Source organism: bacterium (assembly GCA_018812485.1).
Taxonomy (GTDB): domain Bacteria; phylum JAHJDO01; class JAHJDO01; order JAHJDO01; family JAHJDO01; genus JAHJDO01.
In genome coordinates, this window is record JAHJDO010000050.1 from 1 (window position 1) to 12169 (window position 12169).

A 12169-nucleotide genomic window follows, 5' to 3' on the forward strand; every position below is an offset into this window, starting at 1 on the left:
ATTATCTGGACTCAAACTATTGAAGGTAGTATTGCTTATTATACTTCTGGCAGATTAGGAATGTCGGAGAAAGCAGCTGCAGGTGAGGCTATTGAAAATCTGGCAAGAAATATTGTAAGTGAAATTGTTAATTTTTGGTAGAACTGGTTTTTTCTATTTCTTCGCTTTTCTTGGATTTAGATTCTTCTTTGTTTGACTTAGTCCCTTTAGTACCTTCAGATTGAACAGATATGTATTCATTCACTTTTCGCATTATCACGGATTTTTTTCTACGAGCAGTGTTCTTCTTAAGAATTCCCTTAGTTGTAGCTTTGTCTATCAAAGAAATGGATCTACTTATTGGTTTTTGCAGGTCTGCTGCGCTTGCTTTTTTATCTATAAGTTGATCAACATTCTTTACAGCAGCTTTAATAGTTGTCTTTGTTGCTCTATTTTTTTTGTATCTTTTTTTATTAGTTCTTACTCTCTTAACGGCTGACTTATGTCTCTGCATGTGCACAATCTCCTTATGTATGTTTGAGGATGATTCTATATATTAAAAAGCTTTTGTCAATAGAGAATTCAAACTTATCAGGCTCTGTCAGGCCAAAATTCTCTTGAGTTTACCTGTATTAAATGATAGCTTTCAGAGAAACTGGGAATATGTTGAAATGTCAGGTTATATTATAGTTATATTTGCTTTTTTATTTCTTTTGATATTAGCTCTTTTATTTAAAGATAGAAAGCAATCGTCTGATCTACTTATACACCAGGGGATAAATGATCTAAGAGAACAAGTTAGTAAAAGTCTCTCAGATAATAGTCAGGTCCTCAATCAGCAGATGTCCCTGATAGTTGGCCAGATAAATACACAGCTGCAGAATAACATAAAAATGCTTGAAACAGCCAATAAGAGCTTTTCCGACAAACTGGAAGGCACAACCAAGGTAGTTGGAGATGTGCAGAATCGGCTTACGCAATTAGCAGAAGCAAATAAAAGGATATATGATATTGGGAAAGATATATCTTCTTTGCAGGAAATACTCAGAGCGCCAAAGCTAAGAGGAGGCCTTGGCGAGTTCTTATTGGGAGACCTTCTCTCTCAGATTATGTCCCCGGAGCACTATGAACTTCAGTATACTTTCAAGGATGGGCAACGGGTTGATGCTGTTATTAAATTAGCTCACCAAATGGTGCCGATTGATGCAAAATTCCCTTTGGAAAATTTTAAGAAACTAATTAGTGCAGAAGACGATATGGAGAAATCACAAATAAGAAAGGCATTTGTAACCGATATTAAAAAGCATATTGATAGTATTGCATCAAAATACATACTGCCTGACGAAGGTACATTTGATTTTGCTTTTATGTATGTTCCCGCAGAGAACGTATATTATGAAACTATAATAAAGGATGATAATCTGGGAGAAGAAAAAAGTATTTGCAGCTACGCGTTGCGCAAAAAGGTAATTCCTGTGTCTCCAAACAGCTTCTATGCATATTTGCAGGCAATTTTGTTGGGGTTAAGAGGCATGAGAATAGAAAAAAGCGCGCAAACTATAATAAGCAACCTTTCCCGACTGCACGGTGACCTGGCAAGGTTTTATGAGGAATTTTCAAAGATAGGCATTCATCTAGTTCACTCAAAATCCTCCTATGAATCTGCGGAACGAAGACTGGAAAAATTCACAAATAAGCTGGAGAATATTGCCTTATCTGATAAAAAATCTATTACGGCTGGTAAAGAATGACAAATCTTGTTTTTATGGGAACACCTGATTTTGCCCTGCCCAGTCTTAAGGCGCTTATACAAGCTAAGCATAATGTGATATGCGTTGTTGCACAGCCTGACAGGCCAAAAGGCAGGCAAAGAGGGGTGATGGCTCCTCCTGTAAAATTATGTGCACAAGAGCACAACATTAAGATTCTTCAGCCAGAGACAATAACAGATGTATTAGTAAAGAGCCTCCAAGCACTCAGTCCTGAGCTCATAGTTGTTGTAGCTTATGGCAAAATACTCCCTAAACAAATTCTGGATATTCCACGCTTGGGTTGTATAAATGCACATGCGTCTTTATTGCCCAAATATAGAGGCGCAGCTCCAATACAAAGAGCATTGCTTAATAGCGAAAAACAAACAGGTGTAACAATAATGTTTATGAATGAAAGAATGGATGCTGGCGATATTTTGCTTCAAGAAAAAATAATGATTAGCCCTTCAGATAACCTGGAAACTCTCCATGATAGATTAAGCAAACTGTCAGCAAAATTATTAGTTAAAGCTATAGCGCAAATAGAGCAAGGCACTTGTTCCAGAATCCCTCAAAATCATGCAGAGGCAACATATGCTCCAATGCTCAAGAAATCCGACGGGCTCATAGATTGGACCAGACCTGCAAAAGAAATTCATAATATGACAAGAGCTATGAATCCGTGGCCAAGTACTTACACATTCCTAAACATATCTGGCAAAAAGAAAATGCTAAAAATATTCAAAACAGAAGTTTATGACACATCCGCATACAGCAAAGGGAAAACAGGTGTTTTACTGGATATATTGAAGAGTAAAGGTGGACTTGTAGGCACAGGCAAGGGACAGCTTCTGCTCAAAGAGGTGCAGCTTGAAGGCAGTAGAAAAGTATCTTTCGAAGAATTTATCAGAGGCCATCCGATTAAGAAAGGGTTCAGGTTCTGATAGATGAACTCAGGTGTGTAATAGATTCGAAATATGCGGTGCGTGGGAACATGTCCACGAGTCCCGTGTCTATAAGTCGATAGCTATGGCTGGTCAGAAACTTCACGTCACGCGCCATCGTGTCTGCCGCGCATGACACATAAATAATATCGCGAGGTTTCTTTCTGCTCAAAATCTCGACTACCCGTTTCTCCAATCCGGCACGCGGCGGATCAAGTATTATCACCGTGTCCTTGACATCAATCTTGTCCAGCGCTTCTTCCAGTAGATCTTCCGCGTAACCATGCCGAAACACTGCCGAAGTAAGATCCAGGGTTCGCCCGTTGCGTATTGCCGCGTTGATTGCGCGCTTGTCTGTATCTATACCCAGCACTGCTTTTACTCCGACCTTTGCCGCGGTGAACGCAAAAGTGCCCACTCCGCAGTAGAGGTCTATCACAGTCTTGGGTTCAGTACGATTCAGTATTTCGGACAAACTGTCGAAAAGTGCCTCTGTTACCTGTGGGTTCGTCTGGAAGAAACTTTTTGTTGGAACGCTGACATTGCCAAGTGGCGTTTTCTCAATCAGTCTCGGACTGGGAGGTACGATGCGATTGGTCCAATATACGGCGCCATCATGCTCCGTGTACCTGAGACTGACCGATGTATCGTGCCCGAACGATGAATCCTTTCGTAGTTCTGTCAGAAGATTGTTAAGAGGGTCCATTGCCAACGGGCAATTCGGGACATCAAGAACGGTCTTGTTGTCCTTCATGTAGTATCCAAAAGCCCTGCCATCTCCCCGCCCTTTAACATGCATGGAGATCTTGTTCCTGTATCCGAGCGCGGATGGGCACCGTACCGGCTCCCTGCAGGTCACTTCGGAACATCCACCCACGTGTTCAAGAAGGTTCACAAGTTGCTTCTGCTTTAATTCTATCTCCGCGTCATGCTCCATATGCTGGTAACAACATCCCTCGCATTTCTTGGCAAACTCACAAGACGGCACGACACGCGAGGACGATTCCTCCAGTACCTCCACAAGGTCGGCCTCGGCACAGTTCTTCCTTTGCTTCCTGATTCTTGCCCGCACCAGTTCACCCGGGAGCACACCGTCAACAAAGTAGACCATGCCATCCAGCCGCGCCAGGCCACGTCCGCGATAAACCACATCTTGGATTCTCAGTTTAATTGTATCTTTATTATTCATTAGAACACAGGTATTGGGGAAAGGTAGGTAATTCGCATTTGAACGATGAATATATGGGATACATAATTTCTTTATAAAACCATCTGGAGTATAGCAAAGTTTTATTGATTTAGCGAAATAATTCTCGTTAACTTCTCTGAAGAATAGAATCAATTTTTCTGTTAACGCTTTCATTTCTTGAAACGTAAACCAAAATGTGCTAAAAGAGCATTTAAATAGGAGAAATTTGGCACAATGATAAAAATAGCGCCTTCAATCCTTTCTGCGGATTTTTCAAGGCTTGGGCAAGAGGTGTGTAGAGCTGAGGGGGCAGGAGCAGATCTTATACATATTGATGTTATGGATGGACATTTTGTTCCTAATATAACAATAGGTCCAGTAGTAGTAAAATCTATAAGAAGCAAGATTAACATTCCGCTTGACGTGCATTTGATGATTGAAAATCCAGACAAATACATAGATGCTTTTGCAGAAGCAGGTGCAGATATTATAACTGTTCATGTTGAGGCATGTGAGCATTTACATAAGACTTTTGATCATATACGCAAATTCTCCAAGACGGTCGGAGTTTCACTTAACCCTTCTACGCCTATTGTGCGTATAGAACACATTCTAAAACAGGTTGACATGGTTCTCATTATGACTGTTAATCCGGGATTTAGCGGTCAGAAATTCATCAGATCTGTTCTGCCAAAGATAAAAGAGCTTAAGCAAATGATAGATAATGCAGAGTTACCTATTGATATAGAGGTAGATGGCGGGATAGACGAAGCCACAGCAGCAGATGTTGTAAAAGCAGGTGCTAACATATTGGTTGCTGGAACAGCTGTGTTTAAAGCGACTGATATAAAAGAGGCAATTGCAAAATTGCGGGGTAAGGGGAATAGTAATGCTTGAAATAATATCAGAAAAGTTTCAGAACATATTTCGCAATCTTAGAAAGCCGGGCAGGCTTACAGATGATAACATAAAGGCTGCATTACGGGAGGTGCAACTTGTTCTTCTGGAAGCTGATGTTAATTATAAGGTTGTTAAAGAGTTTATTGGAAATATTAGTGAAAAAGCAGTTGGACAGCAGGTACTTAGAAGCCTTCAACCAGGGCAGCAGGTTATAAAAGTAGTACATGAAGAACTGATCAACCTTTTAGGCAAATCAGCTTGCGGCGTAAATATGGCAAAAGGGCAGCCTACGGTTATAATGGTAGTTGGCCTTCAGGGAGGGGGCAAAACAACAACAGTTGGTAAACTTGCAAAATATTTTGCAAAACAGAATTATCAGTGCCTTCTGGCAGCAGCAGATATATACAGGCCTGCTGCAGTGAAACAGCTGGAAGTTCTTGGCAGCCAGTTGAATATACCTGTTTTTTCAGGGCACAATGATCCTGTAAAAATTGCAACTGATTCTGTTAAGCTTGGTTCCAGAGACAACAAGGATGTTGTTATTATTGATACAGCAGGCAGGCTTCATATTGACCAGACTCTAATGAAAGAGCTGGTAGATATGAAAAAGGCTACAGGAGCACATGAAGTTCTACTGGTAGCAGATGCTATGATAGGCCAGGATGCAGTGAATATAGCAAGGGAATATCAGAATATTCTGGGAATAGATGGCGTAATTCTTACAAAGATGGATGGAGATGCTAGAGGCGGCGCAGTAATATCTATATGTGCTGTTACAGGTAAGCCTGTGAAATTTATTGGAAATGGCGAGAAACTAGATAATTTAGAATTATTTTATCCGGATAGAATGGCATCCAGGATACTGGGAATGGGGGATATTCTTAGCTTAATTGATAAGGCGGAATTCAAGGATAAAGCTGAACAGGAAAAAACGCTAGAGAAGAAAATGAGAAAAGAAACCTTAACTTTAGAGGATTTTCTTGATCAGCTTAAGCAAATGAGAAAACTTGGGTCAATGCAGGAAATTCTGCAAATGCTTCCTGCGCAGGGTCAATTTAAAAATTTAAAGGTTGATGAGGGAACTATAAAGAAACAGGAAGCAATTATTAATTCAATGACAAAAGAGGAGAGAAAGAGTATAGAGATAATTAATGGACAAAGACGGAAACGTATAGCTCAAGGAAGCGGGACAAGTATTCAGGACGTTAATTCACTTATAAAGAATTTTATTGCATCAAGAAAAATGCTTAAAGGACTGATGAAGCAAGGAGGGGCTCTGGGCAGAAAAGGCCTGTTCCCCGGAATGGCCTAGAAACTACAAAAGGAGATTAAAATGCCGGTTAGAATCAGACTAAGAAGAGTAGGAGCAAAGAAGAAACCTTACTACAGGATAGTTGCTGTTGATTCCAGAGTGTCTACCAGGGGAAAGATTTTGGAATTGTTAGGACATTATGGGCCGATAGAGAATCCTAAAAAGGTAGATATTGATATTGAAAAGGTAGATATGTGGATAAAGAAAGGGGCGCAGCTTTCTGATACAGTAAGAGGTATATTGAGTAGAGTTAAGAAATCCCAGGAGCAGGGAAAAGTGGAGAAGAAACCTGTTGAAGAAGGTAAAAGTAAAGAAGAAGGTAAAGAGAAAGTGCAAAAAGGCAAAGCTACGCGTAAGATAACGTCCAGTACCAAAGTAGTACAGGGTAAGAAGGGTAGTAAAGGCAAGCAAATACAAAGAAAAAGCAAAAAGAAACTTGCTAGAGCGCATTAATGATAATACATGTTCTCACAATATTCCCAGATATGTTTAAATTTCCTCTGCATCAAAGTATATTAGGAAAAGCACAGGAAAGAGGGCATGTAGACATAAATATACACAATCTTCGGGATTTTGCTGACGGGAGGAGAAGAACTACGGATGACACTCCATATGGTGGCGGCTGTGGCATGGTTATGAAACCTGAGCCAGTGTACAAAGCAGTAGATCATATAAAGAAAGAATCCAAGATTGGAATCGAGAACACCTCTGTTATTCTTACCTGTCCACAAGGGGAAAGATTCGATCAGGATATGGCAAATGAGTTAAAAGAGAAGCATACTCTAATATTTATATGCGGAAGATATGAGGGCGTTGATGAACGAATTCGCAATTTAGTTAATAGGGAAGTTTCAATAGGTGATTATGTGCTAACAGGGGGTGAATTACCAGCAATGGTTATTATTGATACTATTGCTAGATTAATACCAGGGGTGCTTGGCAATCAGGATTCTATAAAAACTGACTCTTTCTTTGGGCCTTTTTTAGGGTATCCTCAATATACGAGGCCACCGGTATTCAGAGGGCTCAGGGTTCCGAAAGTTCTACTTAGTGGCAACCATAATCAAATAGAATTATGGAGAAAGAAGAAATCTTTGGAAAGAACATTATTAAGAAGACCGGATATTTTAAAAAATTAAAATAACTTTTCTGGAGGAAATGATATGTCTAATATAGGAAGTGTTCTGGATGGAATAAGTAAGTCGCAAAGAAAAGACAGTATCCCTGATTTTCGTATAGGAGATACAGTAAAAGTTCATGTAAAGATCGTAGAAGAGATAGCGGCTAAAAAAGGGAAGATGGGGCAGAAGAAAGAAAAGGCAGAGAGAAAAGAGCGTGTTCAAGTATTTCAAGGCATTGTGATTAGAAGAAAAGGAGGCGGCATCAGCGAGACCTTTACGGTAAGAAAAGTCAGCTATGGCGAGGGAGTGGAAAGAATATTCCCTCTACATTCTCCAAATATTACAAAGATCGAGGTTGTAAGACAAGGCGCTGTCAGAAGGGCAAAATTATATTACTTACGTGAAAGAGTTGGAAAAGCAGCTAAGGTTAAGGAAAAGAAAAAACAGACTAAAGCTAAGGCAGAGCCTCAAATGACAAATGAAATCCAAAACCCAAATGACAAAAAGGATTAAATTCGAAGCACGAAGCACGAAATACGAAACAATATCAAATGACAAAAATACAAATGCTCAAAACAATGTTTTAAATTCCGAAAATTTGAATTTAGGATTTGTTTCGAGTTTAGGATTTAGGATTTCGGATTTTTTTAACGAAGTTCACTGATGTATGTTTTTTTATGAAAACAAGTTATATGCACAGGGCAAAAACTTAATTGCGGGTCTGGATGAGGCTGGCAGAGGTCCTCTTGCAGGGCCGGTTGTTGCAGGCGCAGTGATCCTTCCCAAGTGTTGTAATATCCAGGGCTTAAACGATTCTAAAAAGCTCAGTCCCAAAAAAAGAGATGATTTATTTAGTCAAATATATGATGTGGCACTGAGTGTTGGTATTGGAATTGCAGACACAGAAGAAGTAGATAAAATCAATATATTGGCTGCCACACACCGCGCTATGAATAGAGCAGTTGATAACCTAACCGTCTCTCCAGAATATATATTAGTTGACGGATTAAGAGTGCCAAGTTTTAAAAAGCCGCAGATAGCAATTGTTAAAGGTGATTCAAAAAGCGCGTCTATAGCTGCAGCGTCTATTATTGCAAAAGTCACAAGAGACAGAATAATGATAGATTACGCAAAACAGTACCCTCAGTATGGCTTTGAAAAACATAAGGGGTATGCTACACAGTTTCATCTTGAAGCAATAGCAAAATTTGGCATATCTTCTATTCACAGAAGGTCGTTTTCTCCTGTTCTGGAAAAGGAGAATAAGCAAAGGGGAAAAATATCTTTAGGAGAATATGGAGAAGACTTTACATGTAGATTCCTCAAGATAAAGAGATATAAAATAATTGAAAGAAATTATAGGTCTCTATGGGGGGAAATAGATATTATTGCAAAGGATAGGGATACTTTGGTGTTTATTGAGGTTAAAACTCGTTCGTCAGACAGATTTGGCCCGCCAGAAAGTTCAGTTACTCGCACTAAGCAGAATAGAATTCGTCGTATTGCAGAGGCATATATTAAAACAAGTAAGTATCGGGATCTCTGCTTTCGTTTTGATGTGGTCTCTATCCTGTTTGATTCAAAAAAGAATATGGTTGATTTTAAACTAATCCAGAATGCCTTTTAAAAACTTTATATAGTGTTTTGAATTTCTGTTGACATAGTCTTTCTGTTTTTGATAAGTTACGAACACTCAACATTTTAAGGAGTAAAATTTATGAGTGAGCGGCCAACTTGGGATGCTTATTTTATGAGAATAATGAAGACAGTTGCTACTAGAGCTACTTGTGGACGCGGGCGGGCTGGTTGTGTGATTGTTAGGAATAACCATATTCTCTCTACCGGTTATGTTGGCTCTCCGCCGGGACTGGCTCATTGCGATGAAGTTGGGCATTTAATGATTAAGTCAACAGAAGAAGGAGATGATTCCGGGAAATTACATGACCATTGTGTTCGCACCATACATGCTGAGCAAAATGCCATTGTGCATGCAGCTAGAATAGGTGTAGCCTTAGAAGGATCTACTCTCTACGTCAGAATGGAGCCATGTTCAGTATGTGCCCGCATGATAATCGCTGCTGGTATTAAACGGGTTGTATGCCAAAAAAAATATCATACTGCCGGTTTAACCAGAAAAATGTTCGCTCAAGTTGGCATTCAGCTTGATGTCTTAAATGATAAAGAACCAGAGTATGAGAAATGAATTTTTTCAGCACAAAATGCTTGACGCGGTATTTTTTTTAAGGTATAAAGACAAATATTTTACAGTCTAAACATATGTAAATATAGGTGTTGGCAATGGGTTTTTGTATTAAGGAAAATTGTCAGATTAAACGGTTTTTTGTGTCTTTCTCCTCCAATCTATTTTAATTGGAAATTATGAATCTTCAATTAAAAATTAAAAATTCAGAATTAAAAATTGCTGCCAGAGGTAGCCTAGTTTGTTGCGTTTTATTGCTTTTTTTCTTGTCAGTCTCTTCCTTAGCAGGTGGATTACCTACGGAAACAGCAAGCCCTCCAGAAACAACAAAACTTCTAGAAGCAGCACAACCTGTTGCAGAGCCAGCAAAGCCTGCCATTGATATAAATGCAGATCAACTGGAATACTCAGAGCAGGGCAATGTAATTATTGGCAAAGGCAATGTTGAAGTTAAATATAAGCCCATACGTATGACAGGAGACTGGTGCAAAGTAAATCTAACAGAAAAGAAGATCATTGCCAAAGGGGATGTAACCTTTTTTGAAAATGAAAATAAGATACAAGCAGAAATTATAACCTATGATATTCTGAGTGGACAGGCAACAGTAGAAAGCATAAAGGGACGCACTCCGCCATGGTTTTGGGATGCGGAGAAGATGGAGAGGCTTTCGGCGGAAGAATATGATGTTCATAATGCAATTCTTACAACATGCCCTAAAACTTTGCCTCATTATGTGATAAAAGCAAATCGGATGAAGATTATTCTTGATGATAGAATCTGGGTATACAACGCTGTTCTGTCTTTCAAGGGGATTCCTGTTTTTTATACGCCTGTATATGCATTTCCTTTGAAACATATTCCTTATGGGTGGGTTATCTGGCTTGGGAGTAATAACCGCGATGGATGGATGACTCTTGCTTATTATAATTGGTATGTTAACAAGAACTTATTCGGTCGGGTATATGGAGATTATATTGAGCAAAGAGGATGGGGCAGACAGCATGAATACCCGGGAGAAGGAATAGATGAAGCGCGATTTCCTATGGGAAAGGGGCTTGATATTGACTATAGGACCGATGGAGGCAAAGGATATTTGTATGGATATCAGATATACGAAAGCAAAAATTACTATAAAGAAACCGGAGATAATCACACGGATGAATATGGAGTAGCCATTTCTGATGAGAAAGATGATAAATGGAATAGGTGGAAACTGTACTATAGACACAAGCAGGATTTTGGAGGAGGGCTCTACGGCACAACTAAGATAGAAAAACTCAGCGATCCTGACTACAATGAGGATTTCTTTGATGAGGAATACTTGAAAGGGTGGGAAGAAGAGTTACTTACAAGAAGGCCAGAGACTTATTTATCCCTTTCTCAGACATGGAATGATTATTATATCGGTTTGCTTTTAAGAAAGCGCATGCATGATTTTTATGATGATGTAATAGACCGTCTGCCAGAGATAGATTTTGGAACGAGTAAACAGCGAATAGGTGATTCATCATTTTTCTATAAGCTGGAGGGCAGCGCTGTAAATCTTGAAAAGGAATCTGATAGTTTTCAAAGACAGCGCGTGGATGTGGGGAATACGCTCTCTATGCCGCGTAAATATTTTGGCTGGTTAAGAATAGACCCCTCTGTAGGGTATGAAGAAACATGGTTCAGCGAGGATAAATACGGCAAAGACAATGTGCTTAGAGGAGTTTATAGGGGCGATATTGAGGCAAGCACAAAGTTATATAAGACAATGGAGGTAAATGAGCTCGGAGAAATAAATAAGATAAGACACGTAGTTGAGCCGATTGCAAGCTACCATTATAGACCTTCGCCTCAAATGGATCAGAATGATCTCTACTATTTTGACGAACTTGACAGACTGGCAGATCTGGACTATTTTGACTTTTCATTGATAAACAGGATACAAATTAAGAAAAAACATGAAGACATAACAATGGACAAAGATAATAAACTAATTAAAACAACAAATTATAGTAAACGAGAGATATTCTACTGGAACGTTGGAACAAAATATGATCAAAACATACACACTACGCATCGTTTTACAGACATTTCAAGTGACTTGCAAATAAATCCTACGGATAAGCTTGTCATACGTACTGAGAGCAATTATGACATGTATAGGGATGAATTAAGTTCAATAAGCGGAGACATTATCTTTAGCCCTGTAAATAAATTTGAGACATCCTTTGGATTACGATATAACAATGACACAGATAGATACTTATGGGAGAATTCTACAAGATGGGAAATTAACAAAAAATGGGCTGTTAAAGCGTATAATATGTATGATATAGAGAGATCTGCGTGGGAAAAACAGGAGTTTTCAATCTGGCATAATATGTGTTGCTGGGATGTAGAATTTATTGTGCGTACAAGAAATAGGTCCGATAATCCGGATGAAACTGGTTTTTTTATATCATTTAACTTATCTGCATACAGAAGCGGCAAGGTCAGATTCAGAAGCCTGTACACAGAGAGGAGAAGGGAAACATCCGAAAAGAAATATGAAGAATATGAGTCAGGAGAAAAAGATGTATCCAGCTCAGTCAGATTTTAGGAAGCAGAATTAATGAGTAAAAGACAAAATTGGGATGCTTATTTTATGAAGATGACTAAGGGGTTTTCAACCCCTAAAATTTTAATTGTATTTTTAATTCCTATTGTCTTAGCAGGGTGTGGATATACTCCCAGCACAATAAGAGGCGCTGGAATAAGCTCTATCTATGTGCCAATGTTTAAGAACGA

Annotated in this window: 12 protein-coding genes; 10 read left to right on the forward strand and 2 right to left on the reverse strand. The window is 39.1% G+C overall.

The window, feature by feature from the left end; all coding sequences use genetic code 11:
• Nucleotides 1-127: 127 nt before the first annotated feature.
• Nucleotides 128-493 (reverse strand): 30S ribosomal protein S20, encoded by a 366-nt coding sequence (gene rpsT / locus KKC91_04000; GenBank protein MBU0477712.1) that lies wholly within the window; start codon nt 491-493, stop codon nt 128-130.
• A 157-nt stretch (nt 494-650) separates the two neighbouring features.
• Here rpsT and KKC91_04005 point away from each other — a divergent pair, with 157 nt between their 5' ends.
• Together KKC91_04005 and fmt are read left to right on the forward strand one after the other, a co-directional pair.
• On the forward strand, nt 651-1730 hold the full coding sequence (locus KKC91_04005) for a DNA recombination protein RmuC (GenBank protein ID MBU0477713.1): 1080 nt from the start codon (nt 651-653) through the stop codon (nt 1728-1730).
• Nucleotides 1727-2674, forward strand: a complete 948-nt coding sequence (fmt, locus tag KKC91_04010; protein ID MBU0477714.1) for a methionyl-tRNA formyltransferase — start codon at nt 1727-1729, stop codon at nt 2672-2674. Before KKC91_04005 ends, fmt begins: the two co-directional genes overlap by 4 nt.
• Here fmt and KKC91_04015 read toward each other — a convergent pair.
• The gene (locus KKC91_04015; protein ID MBU0477715.1) at nt 2664-4037 is read right to left on the reverse strand and encodes a class I SAM-dependent RNA methyltransferase; all 1374 of its coding nucleotides are present in this window, start codon (nt 4035-4037) and stop codon (nt 2664-2666) included. The genes fmt and KKC91_04015 overlap by 11 nt on opposite strands.
• Before the next feature lie 60 nt (nt 4038-4097).
• Here KKC91_04015 and KKC91_04020 point away from each other — a divergent pair, with 60 nt between their 5' ends.
• The 8 genes from KKC91_04020 (at nt 4098) to lptD (ending at nt 11981) form a co-directional block, all read left to right on the forward strand.
• Nucleotides 4098-4760, forward strand: a complete 663-nt coding sequence (locus KKC91_04020; protein MBU0477716.1) for a ribulose-phosphate 3-epimerase — start codon at nt 4098-4100, stop codon at nt 4758-4760.
• Nucleotides 4753-6075 (forward strand): signal recognition particle protein, encoded by a 1323-nt coding sequence (gene ffh / locus KKC91_04025; GenBank protein MBU0477717.1) that lies wholly within the window; start codon nt 4753-4755, stop codon nt 6073-6075. Before KKC91_04020 ends, ffh begins: the two co-directional genes overlap by 8 nt.
• A 21-nt stretch (nt 6076-6096) precedes the next feature.
• Nucleotides 6097-6528, forward strand: coding sequence for a 30S ribosomal protein S16 (gene rpsP, locus KKC91_04030; protein ID MBU0477718.1), 432 nt, complete (start codon nt 6097-6099; stop codon nt 6526-6528).
• Nucleotides 6528-7214, forward strand: coding sequence for a tRNA (guanosine(37)-N1)-methyltransferase TrmD (trmD, locus tag KKC91_04035; GenBank protein ID MBU0477719.1), 687 nt, complete (start codon nt 6528-6530; stop codon nt 7212-7214). The genes rpsP and trmD overlap by 1 nt, the downstream gene beginning before the upstream one ends.
• A gap of 33 nt (nt 7215-7247) precedes the next feature.
• Nucleotides 7248-7709 carry a 50S ribosomal protein L19 gene (gene rplS, locus KKC91_04040; protein MBU0477720.1) on the forward strand — a complete coding sequence of 154 codons (462 nt, stop codon included), beginning with the start codon at nt 7248-7250 and terminating at the stop codon, nt 7707-7709.
• Between the two features lie 154 nt (nt 7710-7863).
• Nucleotides 7864-8823, forward strand: coding sequence for a ribonuclease HII (locus KKC91_04045; protein ID MBU0477721.1), 960 nt, complete (start codon nt 7864-7866; stop codon nt 8821-8823).
• Nucleotides 8824-8913: 90 nt separating this feature from the next.
• Nucleotides 8914-9399, forward strand: a complete 486-nt coding sequence (locus tag KKC91_04050; protein ID MBU0477722.1) for a cytidine/deoxycytidylate deaminase family protein — start codon at nt 8914-8916, stop codon at nt 9397-9399.
• A 176-nt stretch (nt 9400-9575) separates the two neighbouring features.
• A complete protein-coding gene (gene lptD, locus KKC91_04055; GenBank protein ID MBU0477723.1) occupies nt 9576-11981 on the forward strand; it encodes an LPS assembly protein LptD in 2406 nt (801 codons plus the stop codon).
• The last annotated feature ends 188 nt before the right edge of the window (nt 11982-12169 follow it).

What these genes read in the sequence shown, in the direction of transcription:
- rpsT (MBU0477712.1), bottom strand. Translation starts at nt 493, where the DNA reads ATGCAGAGACATAAGTCAGCCGTTAAGAGAGTAAGAACTAATAAAAAA.
- KKC91_04015 (MBU0477715.1), bottom strand. Translation starts at nt 4,037, where the DNA reads ATGAAAGCGTTAACAGAAAAATTGATTCTATTCTTCAGAGAAGTTAAC.
- ffh (MBU0477717.1), top strand. Translation starts at nt 4,753, where the DNA reads ATGCTTGAAATAATATCAGAAAAGTTTCAGAACATATTTCGCAATCTT.
- fmt (MBU0477714.1), top strand. Translation starts at nt 1,727, where the DNA reads ATGACAAATCTTGTTTTTATGGGAACACCTGATTTTGCCCTGCCCAGT.
- KKC91_04045 (MBU0477721.1), top strand. Translation starts at nt 7,864, where the DNA reads ATGTTTTTTTATGAAAACAAGTTATATGCACAGGGCAAAAACTTAATT.
- KKC91_04020 (MBU0477716.1), top strand. Translation starts at nt 4,098, where the DNA reads ATGATAAAAATAGCGCCTTCAATCCTTTCTGCGGATTTTTCAAGGCTT.
- rpsP (MBU0477718.1), top strand. Translation starts at nt 6,097, where the DNA reads ATGCCGGTTAGAATCAGACTAAGAAGAGTAGGAGCAAAGAAGAAACCT.
- KKC91_04050 (MBU0477722.1), top strand. Translation starts at nt 8,914, where the DNA reads ATGAGTGAGCGGCCAACTTGGGATGCTTATTTTATGAGAATAATGAAG.
- KKC91_04005 (MBU0477713.1), top strand. Translation starts at nt 651, where the DNA reads ATGTCAGGTTATATTATAGTTATATTTGCTTTTTTATTTCTTTTGATA.
- lptD (MBU0477723.1), top strand. Translation starts at nt 9,576, where the DNA reads ATGAATCTTCAATTAAAAATTAAAAATTCAGAATTAAAAATTGCTGCC.
- trmD (MBU0477719.1), top strand. Translation starts at nt 6,528, where the DNA reads ATGATAATACATGTTCTCACAATATTCCCAGATATGTTTAAATTTCCT.